10 protein-coding genes are annotated in these 16611 nt (G+C 58.7%); 6 read left to right on the forward strand and 4 right to left on the reverse strand.

Features of this window, described 5'->3' with window-relative positions; translation table 11 throughout:
* The 3 genes from J0O65_RS27340 to J0O65_RS27350 are packed head-to-tail and all read left to right on the forward strand — an operon-like array spanning position 1 to position 3968.
* Positions 1 to 1866, forward strand: a complete 1866-nt coding sequence (locus J0O65_RS27340) for an ORC-CDC6 family AAA ATPase (protein ID WP_215410255.1) — start codon at positions 1 to 3, stop codon at positions 1864 to 1866.
* Positions 1853 to 2842, forward strand: a complete 990-nt coding sequence (locus J0O65_RS27345; protein WP_215410256.1) for a hypothetical protein — start codon at positions 1853 to 1855, stop codon at positions 2840 to 2842. The genes J0O65_RS27340 and J0O65_RS27345 overlap by 14 nt, the downstream gene beginning before the upstream one ends.
* A 1-nt stretch (position 2843) precedes the next feature.
* Positions 2844 to 3968 carry a methyltransferase gene (locus J0O65_RS27350; protein WP_215410257.1) on the forward strand — a complete coding sequence of 375 codons (1125 nt, stop codon included), beginning with the start codon at positions 2844 to 2846 and terminating at the stop codon, positions 3966 to 3968.
* A gap of 200 nt (positions 3969 to 4168) precedes the next feature.
* Here the strand turns inward: J0O65_RS27350 and J0O65_RS27355 are convergent, their stop codons facing one another.
* Positions 4169 to 5419: an IS256 family transposase gene (locus J0O65_RS27355; RefSeq protein WP_215410258.1), complete on the reverse strand. Its 1251-nt coding sequence runs from the start codon at positions 5417 to 5419 to the stop codon at positions 4169 to 4171.
* A 415-nt stretch (positions 5420 to 5834) separates the two neighbouring features.
* Entirely contained in the window at positions 5835 to 7664 is a 1830-nt protein-coding gene (glmS, locus tag J0O65_RS27360; RefSeq protein ID WP_215410259.1) for a glutamine--fructose-6-phosphate transaminase (isomerizing), read from the reverse strand.
* A 161-nt stretch (positions 7665 to 7825) separates the two neighbouring features.
* On the opposite strand from glmS, the gene J0O65_RS27365 reads away from it, so the two are divergent.
* Positions 7826 to 8299, forward strand: coding sequence for an Lrp/AsnC family transcriptional regulator (locus tag J0O65_RS27365; RefSeq protein ID WP_215410260.1), 474 nt, complete (start codon positions 7826 to 7828; stop codon positions 8297 to 8299).
* Between the two features lie 315 nt (positions 8300 to 8614).
* Here the strand turns inward: J0O65_RS27365 and J0O65_RS27370 are convergent, their stop codons facing one another.
* The gene (locus J0O65_RS27370) at positions 8615 to 9313 is read right to left on the reverse strand and encodes a response regulator transcription factor (RefSeq protein WP_215410261.1); all 699 of its coding nucleotides are present in this window, start codon (positions 9311 to 9313) and stop codon (positions 8615 to 8617) included.
* Between the two features lie 80 nt (positions 9314 to 9393).
* Between J0O65_RS27370 and J0O65_RS27375 the strand changes: the two genes are divergently transcribed.
* Positions 9394 to 11400 (forward strand): sensor histidine kinase, encoded by a 2007-nt coding sequence (locus J0O65_RS27375; RefSeq protein ID WP_215410262.1) that lies wholly within the window; start codon positions 9394 to 9396, stop codon positions 11398 to 11400.
* Positions 11401 to 11486: 86 nt separating this feature from the next.
* Here J0O65_RS27375 and J0O65_RS28220 read toward each other — a convergent pair whose 3' ends face one another.
* On the reverse strand, positions 11487 to 11621 hold the full coding sequence (locus J0O65_RS28220) for a hypothetical protein (protein ID WP_285896829.1): 135 nt from the start codon (positions 11619 to 11621) through the stop codon (positions 11487 to 11489).
* Between the two features lie 128 nt (positions 11622 to 11749).
* Here J0O65_RS28220 and J0O65_RS27380 point away from each other — a divergent pair.
* Positions 11750 to 16611, forward strand: a 4862-nt coding sequence (locus tag J0O65_RS27380; RefSeq protein WP_215410263.1) for a YDG domain-containing protein, incomplete at its 3' end; no start/stop codon positions are given.

Below are 16611 nucleotides of genomic sequence, written 5' to 3' on the forward strand. Positions count from 1 at the left end.
ATGACGCACGAGAATAATAAAAAAGATATCGGCAATATGCTCGGCTTATATAAAGCTGAGTGGCTCGACGAAAAATTGTATGAGCTCTTTCGAGAACCATATTATTTTCGTGAACTAGAAACCAAAAGGCCGTGTGTGCTTATTGGTGGACGGGGAACAGGGAAAACAACTGTATTGATGGGGCTGTCCTATCAAGGGCAATATGTTCTTAGTGGTAAAGATCCTGAAAAGATCAAAGATTGGGCATTCTTTGGTTTGTATTGGCGTGTCAATACTAATCGCGTCACTGCATTCAAAGGACCAGAGTTAAAAGAAGACAAATGGATCATCTATTTTTCTCATTACCTTAATTTGAGCCTATGCCAGTTAATGCTTGATTGTGTGAGATGGGCTGGCAATTTGCAAGGTACAGCCGTAGAAGTTAGTACTTCGAAGATGCGAGCTATCTGCGCGACCCTGAACATCCCGACAGTCGACAGCGTAGACGCTTTAGCCGAAGAAATAGAGTTGCTTATTTTGCAATTCGAGGCATCAATAAATACAATCGCGGATAAGCCAGCTACGTTTTTAAGCATGCTGGGTGCCCCTCTAGATATTCTTGCTGACGCCTTGTCAACGTGCAAGCAGATCAACGGTCGTCAATTCTTCTTCCTTATCGATGAGTTTGAAAATCTAGAAGACTACCAGCAGCGAGTCTTTAATACGATTATCAAGCATGCAAATAAAAATTACACATTCAAAATTGGCGTACGAGAACTAGGCTGGCGGCAGAGAGCTACCTTGAATTCCAACGAGCAACTACGTTCACCAGCTGACTACGAACGTCTCAATATCAGTGATCATTTTACGGAAGCAAGGTTTTCTGAATTCGCTGAAAAGGTGATCTTGAGCCGAATTTCAAGTGAGTTCTCGACGCCCGCACACTTCCTCCCCGGAATAACGGATCTAGACGAAGGGGATTTGCTTTTGGAAAAAGGTTATTCGGAAGGGCTCCTTGTCAAGTTGAAATCGCAACTTTCAACGAGCGAGCTGAAAGCGGCAAAAGCTTTGAGGCCTAGCGAACTTTACTTCTTGGAGTACTGGTCAAAGAACCCAAAAAACGATTCGTTTGTTGAATGCGTGAAGTCTCGTATTGCGGACAAAGAACAATGGAAAGACCGTTTCAACAATCATTTTTATGCCTCATTATTTGCTATTCGAAAAGGAAAACGGGGTATCAGAAAGTACTATGCGGGATGGAATGTTTTTGTGACGCTTTCACATGGAAATATTCGATATTTGCTAGAACTGGTTAACGAGGCTTTCTTGCGCCACAAGGAGGCCTCCAACAACATTTTGAGTCCGATCAGCTTCGAGGCGCAAACAGAAGCAGCCGAATTCGTTGGACGTAAGAACTTGGCAGAATTGGAAGGATTAAGTGTCGAGGGTGGGAGACTAACCAAGTTACTTCTGAGCTTGGGGAGAGTTTTCCAGGTCTTTGCTGCAGACCCCAATGGACATACGCCAGAGACAAACCAATTCCATTTGGCTGAAGAAAAAGTTGATCCAGAAAAAGAACTACGGATTCAAAATACGCTACACCAAGCTGTAATGCATCTGGCCTTAATTAGATTTTCAGGAAATAAGGCAACGGAAGACGCTGACACGAGGGCATATGATTATATGATGCATCCCATCTTCGCTCCGTTCTTTGTATTCAGCCACAGAAAAAAGCGGCAGCTGACAATCAACGGAAGCCAGCTGCTGGGACTAATTGATGAGCCAAAGCAAACCATCAAGAAGATTTTGGCTGGTACGAATCGCACGGAGATTGATAATTTGCCAGACCAATTGCAACTTTTTGATTCTTACTATGCAGGCGACTGAAAACCAACCTATTTTGACTGACACATACTCCAACGTCGCAGAATTCAATCCTGAAGCCGGAAGCCTCTTTGTTTATGGTGATGGTACGGAAGAACGGGCTCTGCACGTAACGAGGTTAAAAAACGAAAATCCAAACGTCGTTTTTGTGCAGATAGTCTCTGAAACGCCGAGTGAATTCAGCGTAATAGCCGAAAGCGCACCGTACTTTCTTCGATCACAAGCGAGCTTCTCCAAGTTCTGGGAAAGAGCGGCCGGAGCTCGGAAAGTTTATGTCGATATGACTGGACTTACGCATCCAGTTTGGGCTGCTTTATTACGCGAAGCTACGAAACTTCCATTTGAAGTGCTATTCGTGTATGTAGAACCCAATAATTACATGCGTAGCGCTGCACCTGTCGATGGGCAAATTTATGAACTGAGCTCGCGTATTAACGGGATAGCCCCGTTACCTGGCTTTGCAGTACTCTCAGCAAAGAGCCATGTTAATCCGCTCTTCGCATGCCTACTGGGCTTTGAAGGAACAAGGCTCAAACACATTATTGAGAACATCGATCCCAACTACGAAGATATTGTTCCGATTGTCGGTGTGCCTGGATTTAAGCCCTCGTACCTATTTGAGACTTTCCTTGGCAATCGCACTACGCTTGCAGAAAACTCAATTTGGCAGGCGGTTTTGTATGCGCCAGCCCATTGTCCATTTAGCTGTTTTTATCGTTTGAAAGACTTGCACGAAGAATCGCCAGGTAGGGCGATGAGAATCGCTTTGGTGGGAACGAAGCCTCATGCATTGGGCGCGGTTTTGTTCCATCTTGGTGATTTTTGTGCGACAGAATTGGTTTACGATCATCCTATTCGTAAACGAGGCAGGACCGACGGAACTGAGAGGCTGCATGTCTATCACGTTTCCGCAATAATGAAATCAAAAAAAGACCAAAGATTATTGACCGCGTCGGCGGAGGAAGTATCAATGACCTAGCATGCTAGACGCACATTACACGCCACCGGGAATAGCCCACCAAATGATCCTTGGGCTGCCAGCTCAGTTTTGCCCACACTCCATAGCGGATTTTGCCTGTGGAGATGGAGCTCTATTGTCAGAGGCCAGCAAGCGTTGGCCGGAGTCGCAGTTCATCGCAAATGACATCGACGCCAATCTCATCAGAAAGCTCCGACGGGCACAGAACGGGTGGAGGCTGAGTACCGTTGATTTTCTTTCTGAAAATTCTTTGCAACGGTCCAAGCTTGTCTCATTTCAGCAGGAGGTTGACTGTATCCTCATCAACCCCCCGTTTAGTGAAAGAGGGAAAGGCAAAATAGAATCTGAATTTTTTGGATCACAGGTGACCGCCGGCAGCACAATGACATTTTTGCTTCGTGCGTTGCGGTTCTTGGCTCCGCGTGGATATATGGTTGCGATCTTGCCTGATAGCTGCTTTATTAGTCAGAGGGATAGAACTGCCTGGGATCGAATCAAGTTGCACTTCGCTGTGCAAAAAATCCAATCGAACCCAAGGTCCACCTTCAAAGGTATCGCAGCATCGACAACAATTGCAATTCTTCACCATCATCATATTGGCCGAATGGTGCGGCCATTAGAGACGCCAGTCGTAAATTCTGATCTTGAGATCTTTAGAGGTAAATTGCAGATGCACACGGTAGATAAGTGGGCATCTGTAGGTGGATATCCCCTAGTTCACACGTCGAATCTATCAAGGAATCGAGTAAATTTTCTTAGCTGTCCCACCGTGAACTTTAGGCACGTAGTGAACGGGCCGGCAATTCTTCTACCACGAGTAGGATTGGTTACTCAGGAGAAAGTTGCAATTCTGCCGAAATGCAAGTCGGTCGTATTGTCTGACTGTGTGTTGGCAATCAAGAGTAAAACAGACAATAACGTGGCACTAATGAGTCAAGCAATATTTGAGCAATGGAATATTTTTCGAACTGCTTACGGAGGAACAGGGGCTCCCTACACGACCTTGGAACGAATCAGTGAAGTGCTCTCCCTTTGCATCAATGCTCAAAAGGTAATTCATTCATCGTCAGAAAAGCCACCAATGAACGCCACTCCAAGGCTTGAAGTGACAGTGATACAGGATTAACCTTTAAGGGGAACGACGAACATGTATATACATGCTTGCAGCGTCCGAGGCCCAGAGTCCCACGCTAATTTTATTTGCTACGCCACCATGCTAAGGCGACGACGGTATCACCGGCCAATAGAACAATGACCAGCGCAACTGCGCCGCGAGGATACGCGCTGCTGGGGGATGTACTGAATTCTGTGTAAACGGGTTTTCGTTTAAGCCTGCGGCACCCGGTCCTCAAACTGGATGGCGAAGCGGTTCAGCGCTGCTTTCCAGTCCCGTATTGGCATCGTCCACTTCTTGCTGATGTTGTTCAGCGCGAGGTAAAACAGTTTGCTCACAGCCTCATCGGTCGGAAAGGAACTGCGGGTCTTGGTGACTTTTCGCAGGCTCATATTAATCGATTCAATCGCGTTCGTGGTGTAAATCACCTTGCGGATTTCCGGCGGGTAGTCGAAGAATGGGATGACGCGTTCCCAGTTGCGGCGCCATGACTGACTTATTGGTTTATACTGTTTATCCCATTTTTCCTCGAATTCCGTCAGCCTGAGTTCAGCCTCGTCGGCGGTGGCCGCGCTGTAGATCAGCTTCAGATCGGCGGCCACTTCCTTCTGCGCTTTCCAAGGAACGAAGTTCAAGCTATTGCGTACCATATGCACAATGCATAGTTGGACGGCGGCCTGCGGATAGACCGCCTCGATGGCGTCCGGGAAGCCTTTCAAGCCGTCGACGCATGCGATGAAGATATCCTGCACGCCGCGATTTTTGAGTTCGGTCACGACCTGCAGCCAGAACTTGGCGCCTTCGGTTTGGGAGATCCAGAGGCCCAGGACTTCCTTGTGGCCTTCCATGTTGACGCCGATGGCCAGGTAGACCGCCTTCGTGCGCACGGCGCCGTTGTCGCGCACCTTGACGTGGATGCAGTCGAGATACAGGATCGGGTACACGGCGTCGAGCGGACGAGCCTGCCAGAGCTTCACATCCTCGCTGACGGCGTCCGTGACGTTGGAGATGAGGGTGGGTGAGACCTCGGCGCCGTACATCTCCTCCAGGTGGCTTTGAATCTCTCGCACGCTCAGCCCGCGCGCGTAGAGCGAGATGATTTTGTCGTCGAAACCGGCCCAGCGGGTTTGGTTCTTGACCACGATCTGCGGCTCGAACGTCCCCTGGCGGTCGCGGGGAACGTCCAACGGCAGCGCGCCGAAATCGCCCTTGAGGGTCTTGGTGCTATGGCCGTTGCGGGTGTTGCCGGTGCCGTTGGTTACCTCGCCGCTCTTATCATGGCCCAAGTGATCGGTCATTTCGGTCTCCAGGGCGCGCTCCACCAGCATCTTGGTGAGCTGCTTGAGCAGGCCGTTTTCGCCGATCAGGTCCTCCGGCTTCTGGTAGTTCGCCAACAGGCTGTCGGCCAGTTTGAGCAGTTCGGGATCGGGCTTGGCCCGCTTGTTACGCTTTACAACGGTCATTAAATCTCCTTGATGGCGGCAGTGTCCTGCCAAATGACCGTTTACACAATATTATTTACACCCTCCAGAAAGCGGAAGCTCCAGGAGAGCATGTCCGCCTCCGCCTTTGTGTAAAACATTATTGCTTTTTGTCCGACTTTATTATTCGTCTACATCATTATTATTGTAATTACTGCAATTACTGGATTGCACAATCACAAACTGCGGACGCTGATGGGCGCACTGGTCTGAAGGTGTTAGCAAGTCGCAGGCTTAGTCAGCGTTGTGGCATCGAATTTGATGCTAATACATGTTGCCACGAATTATGTTGCCACAGAGAATATTTTTCTCATTAACAACAAAAAGCCCGACGGACTTTATTGTTCTCCGACGGACTTTATTGTCTCGCTTCAGCGAAAGGCAAAATCCGGCCAGCTTACTCCACCGTCACCGACTTGGCCAGATTGCGTGGCTTGTCCACATCCGTGCCGCGCGCCAGCGCCGTGTGGTAGGCCAGCAATTGCAGTGCGACCACGTGCAGGATCGGCGACAGGTCGCCGTAGTGCTCGGGCAGGCGGATGACGTGCAAGCCTTCGCCGGAGCTGATGCGCGAGTCGACGTCGGCGAAGACGTACAACTGGCCGCCGCGGGCGCGCACTTCCTGCATGTTCGATTTCAGCTTTTCGATCAGGGCGTCGTTCGGCGCGATGGTGACGACCGGCATTTCATTCGTCACCAGGGCCAGCGGGCCGTGTTTCAATTCGCCGGCCGGATACGCCTCGGCATGGATGTACGAGATTTCCTTCAGCTTCAGCGCGCCTTCCAGGGCGATCGGGTAGTGCATGCCGCGGCCCAGGAAGAGGGCGTTTTCCTTGCGCGCGAATTCCTCGGACCAGGCGATGATCTGCGGTTCCAGCGCCAGCACGGATGCGATGGCGACGGGCAGGTGGCGCATGGCTTTCAGGTGCGCCGCTTCCTGCTCTTCGCTCAGGCGGCCATTGACTTGCGCCAGGCACAGAGTCAGCAGGAACAGACCGGCCAGCTGCGTCGTAAACGCCTTGGTCGAGGCCACGCCCACTTCCACGCCGGCGCGCGTGATGTAGGCCAGCGCGCATTCGCGCACCATGGCGCTGGTGGCCACGTTGCAGATGGTCAGGGTGTGCTGCATGCCCAGGCTGCGCGCATGTTTCAGGGCCGCCAGGGTGTCGGCCGTTTCGCCGCTTTGCGAGATGGTGACGACCAGGGTATTCGGGTGCGGCACGCTGTCGCGGTAGCGGTATTCGCTGGCCACTTCCACGCTGACGGGCACCTTGGCGATGGCCTCGATCCAGTACTTGGCCGTCATGCCCGCATACGAGCTGGTGCCGCAGGCGAGGATCAGCACGCGGTCGATTTGCTTGAAGATTTTATACGCGTCGTCGCCGAACAATTCCGGCATGATGCCCGTCACGCCTTCGAGCGTGTCGCCGATGGCGCGCGGCTGTTCGAAGATTTCCTTCTGCATGTAGTGGCGGTACGGACCCAGCTCGGCCGCGCCCGTGTGCGCATGCACGGTCTTCACTTCGCGCTCGACGGGCTTGCCATCGACGTCGACGATCCAGCAGCGCGACAGTTGCAGGTCAACCACGTCGCCTTCTTCCAGGTAGATGATCTGGTCCGTCGTGCCGGCCAGGGCCATGGCGTCGGAGGCGACAAAATTTTCACCATTGCCCAGGCCGACGATCAGGGGCGAACCCTGGCGCGCGGCCACCACGCGGTGCGGCTCGTCGCGGCAGAAGACGGCGATCGCATACGCGCCGTCCAGGCGTTTGACGGCTTGCTGCACGGTCTCGAACAGGTCGCCGTTGTACATGTGCTCGACCAGGTGGGCGATCACTTCCGTGTCCGTCTGGCTCTGGAAGACGTAACCGAGGGCCGTCAGTTCGGCGCGCAGTTCGTCGTGGTTTTCGATGATGCCGTTGTGCACCAGCGCCACTCTGGCGTTCTCTTCCGTTGGGGAAAAGTGCGGGTGGGCATTGAACGAGACAGGGGCGCCATGCGTGGCCCAGCGCGTGTGGGCGATGCCCGTAAAACCGCTCAAGCCTTCTTCGGCGATCTGCTTTTCCAGCTCGGCCACGCGCGAGGTGGAGCGCGAACGCTGCAAACGGCCATCCGCATGCAGGGCGATGCCGCAGGAATCGTAGCCGCGGTATTCCAGGCGCTTCAAGCCCTCGACCAGGATGGGAGTGATATTACGTTGCGCTACCGCGCCGACGATGCCGCACATGGAAACCTCTGTCTAAAAATTCATCAATGCAAGCATGCTAAAGCAGAGTGAATGAAATATGCTTTCTAAATCTGTGTATTTTTGACTGAATATTTCACGACTATTTTCTAGTGAAATAATATTTCATTTAAACTCGATATATTTTTCAATTCATCAAAATCATGAACCATAGCAACATTACCCTCGACGAGATCGATCGTCGCATCCTGAATGCCTTGCAAGTTGACGCATCGCAAACCAACAGTGAGCTGGCGCAAGCGGTGCACGTTTCGGCGCCCACGTGTTTGCGGCGCGTCAAGCATTTACGGGAAAGCGGCGTCATCGAGCGGCAAGTGGCCATCGTCGCGCCGCAGCTGGTGGGCGCGCGCCTGACGGCCATCGTGGAAATCACGCTCGACGTGCAGGCGGCCGAGCGCATGGACGAATTCGAACGGCTGGTGGCGGATGAAGCGGCCGTACTGCAATGCTACCGCGTCTCGCCCGGGCCCGACTTCGTGCTGATGGTGCAGGTGGCCGACATGCCCGCCTACCACGCGCTGGCGCACCGCCTGTTTGCCGCGCACGCGAACGTGCGCAATGTGAAAAGCTATTTTTCCACGTTTCGCAGCAAATTCGAGACACGCATCGCCGTTTGATTGCTTCGAGCCGATTTGTCCACCGTTTGCCCACCGCTTCCCCACAGACTTATACGGCGCTTTTCCACCGCTTATACCGCACTTGCCCACAGGCTTATGCATAGCCATGACATGCGCAGGCCATGGCAGGATGACACAATATCAGCCCGGAACCGGCGTCAGGCGGCCAACGCAGGCGCTGCGCCAGCGAGGACAGTGATCATCAGGTGCCAGCAGCTGAACTTGCACACCGGCTGTACACAGCTTGCCAACAAGTTGCCAGACCACTTATCGACAGGCTTATCCACAACCACTCGGCGGCGGCAGACGGGCAGTTCAGGGCCGCACTTGCGCATCGGCATAGAAGCGGTAGCCGGCGTTGCGGGCGGTATTGATGGGCAATGCCAGGCCCGCCGCCTGTTCGGCCTTGCGGCGCAAGCGGCTGATCTGGGTGTCGAGGCGGCGCTGGTCGTAACTGAGAAAATCCTCGCCCAGCGATTGCACGATCTGCTGGCGACTGACTATGCGTTCCGGTTCGGCCATCAGCACGTGCAGCACCGTCACATCCTGTTGCGATAGCGCAATGGCGCCGCAGCCGGGCGGCAAGAGGCGGCGCGGCCCCAGTTCCAGCACCCAGGCCGTGGCGGGCGGCGGCGCGGCGGCAGTCGGCGCACCGAGGCGCCGCGCCAGCGCGCCCAGGGTGGCGGCCAGTTCGTCCAGGTCGGCGCTCTTGGGCAGGTAGTAGTCGGCACCACCGCCCAGTCCGTTGACCTTGTCCTGCGTGGCACCGCGCGCCGTAAAGACGACGATGCCGATGGGCTGCCCCTGCGCGCGCAAGGCGCGTACCAGCACCATGCCTTCGCCATCGGGCAAGCCGAGGTCAATGATGGCAATACGGTGCAGTGCCGGCGTGTAGCAGGCGTGGAAGGCGGCCAGGTCGGCCACGGCGCTGACGCGGTAGCCGCAATCGCCGAGAAACTCGGTCAGCTCGTGGCGCAGCACGGCTTCGTCTTCAAGCAGGATGAGGTTCAACATGGCGCAAGGATAACCGATCATCATGCTGCCGGGAAGCGAGCCGCAGGGGCGTCCCGTCCCTCATGGTAAGCTCCCGCGCCATGAAAATCCTGCTCGCCATTTTCCTGTTGTTCGTCACCCTGCAGCCGCTGGCCGGGGATGCCTCGCCCTTGCCTGCGCCACTGTTGCTGCCGGCCAGCGGGCAAGCCGTTTCCGCCAGCGGCCACATGCAAATCCTGCGCGATGCCGCCGGCCGGCTGGGACCGGACGCCGCGCAGGCCGCGCCCGGCTGGCGCCCCCTGCCTGGCGCCGTCAGCGCCGGCTACACGCGGGATGCCGTCTGGCTGCGCCTGGACGTGACGCGCGCGGCCGCCGCCCCCGATGAATGGGTCTTGCGTTTCAGCAACGCCGTGCTCGACGATGTACGGCTGTACCGCCGGGACGCGGCGGGGCGCTGGATATTGCAGCACGCGGGCGCCGATGTGGCACGCGGCAACTGGCCCATCGATGCGCGCCAGGTGGTGTTTCCGCTGCGCCTGCAAGCCGATACGCCGCAGCGCTGGCTGGTGCGCCTGCACAGCAAGAAAGCCATGTCGACGGAGCTGACCTTGTTGCCCAGCGATGCCTTCGACAACGCCTCGCGCCGCGAATACCTGTATTACGGCTTGCAGTTCGGCAGTTATTTGCTGCTGATCCTGTTCCATGTCTTTTTCTGGCGCATGACGCGTGAAGCCCACAGCGGCTGGTACCTGCTGTACGTGCTGACGAATGCCACCACGGAAGCGCTGACGATCGCCATTCCCCAACAGATCTTCGCCATGCCGAATGGGCTGTCCGACCCCATGCTGGGCGTATCGATGGCCATGTCCATCGCCGTCGGTGCGCGTTTTTCCACCTTGCAGCTGGAGCTGCCCGCGCTGTATCCCCGTTTCAGCCGCGGCGTGGTGGGCATCACGGCCGCCGCCGCCCTGTTCGGGGCGCTGCTGGTGCTGCGCGGCGACTATGCCGCAGGCGTGCTGGTCGTGCAAATGACGGCCTTGCCGCTGATCGTGCTGTTCATCGGCCTGGCCAGCTGGCTGGCGCTGCGCGGGCATCGCCCGGCACGCGCCTTCCTATTTATTTTCGGCATCTTCTACGCCGGTGTCATCGTCAGTTTCCTGCGCAATATGGCGATCGTGCCACCCAACTTCTGGACCAACCACGCGGCCACCCTGGGTGCCTTCGTGCACATGATGCTGATGAGCCTGCGCCTCAACCGCCGTTACGCGGAATTGCGTCGCGCCAAGGACAAGGCACAGGCCGAGGCCGTACGCGCCGTACGCGCCCTGAATGAACGCCTGGAAGAGCAGGTGGCGCGGCGCACGGCGGCGTTGCAACAGGAAATCGGCCGGCGCGCCGTGCTCGAGGGCGAATTGCGCGCGGCCCTGGAAGTGGAAACCCGCACGCGCGAAGAACAGCAGGATTTTGTTGCCATGGTGTCGCATGAATTCCACACGCCACTGGCCATCATCAACACCACGGCCCAGCAAATTGCCCGCAACACGGAGGCGCCACGGGAAAAAACCCTGCAGCGCTGCCAGAATTTGCGCGAAGCAAGCAGCCGCATGACGGCGCTGGTGGATGAATACCTGAGCGCCGACCGCATGGAAACGAGCGCGGCGACATTCCGTCCTCTGCCATGCGACTTGCGCGCCCTGCTGCACGCCGTGCTGGCCGAGTGGCCCGATGGCCGCATCGACGCCAGCGTGCAGGCACTACCCGACAGCATCGTGGCCGACGCCAGCCTGCTGCGCGTGGCCCTGCGCAACCTGCTGAGCAATGCCGACCGGCATGCGCCGCAGACCCAGGTGATCCGCATGCAGGCCGCCATGCTCGACGACGGCCGCGTGCAGATCGTCGTCAGCAATGCGGGCGAACCCCTGCCTGCCGATGAGATCCCGCGCCTGTTCCAGAAATACTTTCGTGGCCGTATCGCCCAGCACAAGCCAGGCGCCGGGCTGGGCCTGTACCTGGTGCAGCGCATCGCCGAACTGCATGGTGGCCAGGTCACCCTGGCCAGCGCCGGCAGCAACGGCACCATCAGCTTCGCCCTGCGCCTGCCCGCCTGAATCGCTGTCCGCATTCCCGACTAAATCAGTCGGGAATCGCTCAGGTTTGCTCAATTTTAAATTTCCCCGTTCTGATATCTTTCCGCTCAGAAATTTTTGTAGCTTTTTATAATGACAATTTTTAAAAAAGCAACAAAATAGATGGCCTCCGGGAAGTGCGTAGCTTTCCTGCCGGCCATCCGCGCCACCACGTTCAGCACAGGGAAAACATGCATCGCCATTCATTCTTCATCCGCAGCACCGGCCACGCCCATCCCCGCACGCCTTCCTGAGCGATTTTCATCCCATTTCCTCCCACGCCAGCCTGGCGCTGGGGCATTCGTTTTTCAAATCAACAAGGATCGAGCATATGCATCGTCACGGATCATTGAATCACATCTATCGCCTCGTCTGGAGCCACGTCCTGAGCGCCTGGGTCGCCGTCGCGGAAACCTCGCGCGGACGCGGCAAGGGCAGCCGCCGCAAACTGGCTGCGGCCGCCGCCGCCATGACGGCGCTGGCGCTGGGAGGACCGGCGCTGGCTGCGCCCACGGGCGGGCAGGTGGTGGGCGGCACGGCCAGCATCAGCCAGCAGGGCGGCACCACCACCATCCACCAGGGCAGCGCGCAGGCAGCGCTGAACTGGAACAGCTTTAACGTGGGCGCCCATGAAACCGTCAACTTCGTCCAGCCCTCGGCCAGCGCGCTGGCCGTCAATCGCATCTTCGACAGCAACGGCACGCAAATCCTCGGCAGAGTCAACGCGAATGGCCAGGTGTACCTGATCAATCCGAACGGCGTGCTGTTCGGCCGCGGCGCGCAAGTCAATGTGGGCGGCCTGGTGGCCTCGACGCTCGACGTCGACAGCGCCAGCCTGGGTGGCTCGAAACACGCGTTCGCCGGCCATGGCACAGGCAAGGTCATCAACGAAGGCACGCTGCGCGCGGCCGATGGCGGCTATATCGCCCTGCTGGGCCGGCAAGTGAGCAACCAGGGCAGCATTTCGGCACGCCTGGGCACGGTCGCCCTGGGCGCCGGCAGCGCCGCCACCCTGAGCTTTGACGGCGCGCGCCTGCTGCAGTTGCAGATCGACCAAAGCACCCTGAACAACCTGGCCGAGAACGGCGGCCTGATCCGCGCCGATGGCGGCCAGGTGCTGATGAGCGCTGGCGCCCGCGATTCCCTGCTGGCCAGCGTCGTCAACAACACGGGCGTCATCGAGGCGCGCAGCGTGGAACAGCACGATGGCAGCATCGTCCTGCTTGGCGGCATGGCCGCCGGCACCACCCATGTGGCCGGCACGCTGGACGCCAGCGCCCCGAATGGTGGCAATGGTGGCTTCATCGAAACGAGCGCCGCCCACGTGAAGATCGCCAACGACGTGCGCATCAGCACGGCCGCTGCCCAGGGCCGCGCCGGCACCTGGCTGATCGACCCCGTCGACTTCACCATCGCCGCCAGCGGCGGCGACATCAGCGGCGCCGCCCTGACGGCCAATCTGCGCAATGGCAATGTGGTGATCCAGAGCACGCAAGGCAGCGCCGGGACGGCCGGCGACGTGCACGTCAACGACCAGGTCAGCTGGTCGGCCAATGAACTGACCCTGAACGCGCAGCGCAACATCAATATCAACGCCAACCTGAACGGTTCCGGCACGGCCAGCCTGGCGCTGGAATACGGCCAGGGCGCCGCTGCCGCCGGCAATACGGCCGTGTACCAGCTGGGCAGCGGCGCCCAGGTGAATCTGCCCGCCGGGCAAAACTTCAGCACCAAGCTGGGTGCCGATGGCGTGCGCACCGGCTACACGGTGATTACCCAGCTGGGCGCTTACCGCAGTGTCACGGGCACCGACTTGCAAGGCATCAATGGCAAGCTCGATGGCAATTATGTGCTCGGCGCCAATATCGACGCCTCCGCCACCGCCTCTGCCGCCTGGAATCCCGAATGGTTCGACGCGGGCTTCAGGCCGCTGGGCCGGGACACGGGCTTTAGCGGCATCTTCGACGGCCTGGGTCATTCCATCGATCAGCTCAGCATGATGTCCGGTTACGGCGGCGGCAGCGGCTTGTTTTCCATGACCACCAAGGACGCCCTGATCCAGAATGTGGGTTTGAATGGCGGCCTCATCAAGACCCACTATTACGCTGGCGGCCTGGTGGGCGAAAACCATGGCACGATCAGGAATAGCTATGCGGCACTCGACGTCAGCAGCACAAGCGTCAGCGGCGGGCTGGTGGCGCGCAACAGTGGCACCATCATCGACAGCCACGCCACCGGCGCCGTCAGCAGCGAAAGGCAAAGCGGCGGACTGGCAGGCGTCAATCTCGGCCAGATCATCAACAGCTATGCCACGGGCAGCGTGACGGGCCAAAACATGACCGGTGGCCTGGTCGGCGCCAACGCGGGATCGATCGACACCAGTTTCGCCACGGGCCGCCTGATCATCACTGCTGGCGGTTTCGGCTCGGGCGGCCTGGTCGGCAGCAACAGCGCAGTTCCCGCCACACGCAATAGTTTTTGGTCCATCGACGGTACCGGCCAGGCAAGTTCGAGTGGCGGCACGGGCCTGACGGACGCGCAAATGCGCACGGCCAGCAGTTTCACGGGCTTTAACTTCACCACCACGCCTGGCGCAACGGGCAACAACTGGGTGCTGGTCAACGTGGACGGCGGCCTGAACAATGCTGGCGGCGCGGCCGGCGCCACGTATCCGATGCTGGCATCCGAGTATTCGACCACTATTCACAATGCACATCAGCTGCAATTGATGGCCATGGCGCCGGGCGCCGCGTATGTGCTAGGTGGCAACATCGATGCGAGCGGCACGGCGAACGGCAAGGATGTCTGGGGCGAAACTGGCTTCATTCCCGTCGGCACGCGCGACAACGCATTCACCGGTAGCCTGGACGGCCAGGGCCATACCATCAGCGGCCTGTATATCAACCTGCCCGATACCAGGAATGTCGGACTGATCGGCTACACCGAGGCAGGTTCTGTCATCCGCCATGTCGGCATGCTCGGCGGCAGCATCAGCGGAGAGGACTATGTTGGCGGCCTGGTAGGCTCGAATGCCGGCCTGGTCAGCGATAGCTACACCACCGGGACGATCAGCGGCGACGACAAAGTTGGCGGCCTGGTAGGGTCGAATACCGGCCTGGTCAGCAATAGCTACGCCACCGGGACGATCAGCGGTGACGACAGCATCGGCGGCCTGATCGGCCTGAACGACCGGGGCGCCGTCAAAGACAGCCACGCCAGCGGCAATGTCAGCGGCAGCGGCAGGGTCGGCGGCCTGATCGGTGAAATGGACCATGGCACCATCAGCGGCAGCCACGCCAGCGGCACGGTCGTCGGCGTGGAGGACCGCGTGGGTGGCCTGGTGGGCGAGAACTACAATGGCACCATCACTGGCAGTTATGCCACCGGTAACGCCAGCGGATTTCGCAATGTCGGCGGCCTGGTAGGAGACAATACTGGCGGCGATGGCATCATCGCCACGGTAAGCGGCAGTTACGCCACCGGCAACGCCACCGCCGTCAAAGACAATGCGGGCGGCCTGGTCGGCTACAACCAGGGCGGCGCCATCGTCGACAGCTACGCCAGCGGCGTGGCCAGCGGCGACTACGATGTCGGTGGCTTGCTTGGTTTCAATAGCAACCCGGATGACAGCGTGAGCAACAGCTACGCAACCGGCGCCGTGTACGGCAATGCGACGACCGGCGCCTTGGTCGGCAACAACTTCGGCATCGTGCGCAACAGCTTCTGGAGCGGCACGGCCACGGCGCCTGGCATCGGTGGAAACGAAGGCACGCTGAGCAATGTGCGCGGCCTGAGCGATGCACAGATGCGTTCGCAAGCCAGCTTCGACGGCTGGGACATGGCGTCCACCGGCGGCAGCCATGCCGTCTGGCGCATCTATGAAGGCCAGACGGCGCCGCTGCTGCGCAGCTTCCTGACCGCCTTGACCGTGACGGCCGATGGCGTCAGCAAGACCTATGATGGCAAGCTCTACGTCGGAGGCTTGAACAATGCGCAGTATTCGGTAGCCGGCGCCGCCAGCTCCGGACTCGTCCTGAGCGCCGCCAGCGGCCCGTACGGCAACGTACGCAACGCCGGTACCTATCAAGCCGACGGCAGCTATCTGTATTCCAGCCAGCAAGGTTATGACATCGACCTGCAAGCCGGTGCGCTGACGGTCAACCGAGCCATCATCAACCTCAATGGCATGCGCACCTACGACGGCGGCAGCGACATGGCCGCCAGCCTGCTGACCTTGCGCGGACTGGTCAGCGGCGAGAGCCTGGTGCTGTCCGGCAGCGGCATCCTCGACAACAAAAACGCCGGCGCCAACAAGCACATCAACAACGGCACCCTGATGCTGGCCGATGGCCAGGGTGGCCTGGCTGGCAACTACACGCTGGAAGGTGGCCAGCACAGTGCCACCATCACCCGCGCCACGCTGAACGTGCAAGGCGTCGGCGCAGCCAATAAAGTCTACGACGCAACCAATCAAGCCACCCTGACGGGCACGGCCACGGTGCAGGCACTGGGCAATGACCAGCTCGGCGTGACGGGCGGCAGCGCGGCATTTACCGACAAGCACGCCGGCAGCGGCAAGACCGTCATCCTCGGCGGCTTCAGCCTGCAGGGCGCCGACGCGGCCAACTATGAGCTGGTGCAGCCAGGCAGCGTCACGGCCGATATCGCCAAGGCCAGCGTGATCGTCACCGGCGTGGGCGCGGCCAACAAAGTCTACGACGCGACCAATCAAGCCACCCTGACGGGCACGGCCAGCGTACAAGCGCTGGGCGACGACCGGCTCGGCGTGACGGGCGGCAGCGCGGCGTTTGCCGACAAGCACGCCGGCAGCGGCAAGACCGTCATCCTCGGCGGCTTCAGCCTGCAGGGCGCCGACGCGGCCAATTATGAGCTGGTGCAGCCAGGCAGCGTCACGGCCGATATCGCCAAGGCCAGCGTGGTGGTGACGGGCGTGGGCGCGGCCAACAAAGTCTACGACGCGACCAATCAAGCCACCCTGACGGGCACGGCCACGGTGCTGGCGCTGGGCGACGACCGGCTCGGCGTGACGGGCGGCAACGCGGCATTTGCCGACAAGCACGCCGGCAATGGCAAGACCGTCATCCTCGGCGGCTTCAGTTTGCAGGGCGCGGACGCGGCCAACTATGAGCTGGTGCAGCCAGGCAGCGTCACGGCCGACATCGCCAAGGCCAG

Source organism: Janthinobacterium sp. JC611 (genome assembly GCF_018682595.1).
In the GTDB taxonomy this organism is placed as follows: Bacteria; Pseudomonadota; Gammaproteobacteria; order Burkholderiales; family Burkholderiaceae_D; genus Janthinobacterium.

Coding starts and splice junctions, on each gene's coding strand:
- J0O65_RS27355 (WP_215410258.1), bottom strand. CDS start 5,419: ATGACCGTTGTAAAGCGTAACAAGCGGGCCAAGCCCGATCCCGAACTG.
- J0O65_RS27370 (WP_215410261.1), bottom strand. CDS start 9,313: ATGTTGAACCTCATCCTGCTTGAAGACGAAGCCGTGCTGCGCCACGAG.
- J0O65_RS27350 (WP_215410257.1), top strand. CDS start 2,844: ATGCTAGACGCACATTACACGCCACCGGGAATAGCCCACCAAATGATC.
- J0O65_RS28220 (WP_285896829.1), bottom strand. CDS start 11,621: ATGGCGATGCATGTTTTCCCTGTGCTGAACGTGGTGGCGCGGATGGCC.
- J0O65_RS27340 (WP_215410255.1), top strand. CDS start 1: ATGACGCACGAGAATAATAAAAAAGATATCGGCAATATGCTCGGCTTA.
- glmS (WP_215410259.1), bottom strand. CDS start 7,664: ATGTGCGGCATCGTCGGCGCGGTAGCGCAACGTAATATCACTCCCATC.
- J0O65_RS27375 (WP_215410262.1), top strand. CDS start 9,394: ATGAAAATCCTGCTCGCCATTTTCCTGTTGTTCGTCACCCTGCAGCCG.
- J0O65_RS27345 (WP_215410256.1), top strand. CDS start 1,853: ATGCAGGCGACTGAAAACCAACCTATTTTGACTGACACATACTCCAAC.
- J0O65_RS27365 (WP_215410260.1), top strand. CDS start 7,826: ATGAACCATAGCAACATTACCCTCGACGAGATCGATCGTCGCATCCTG.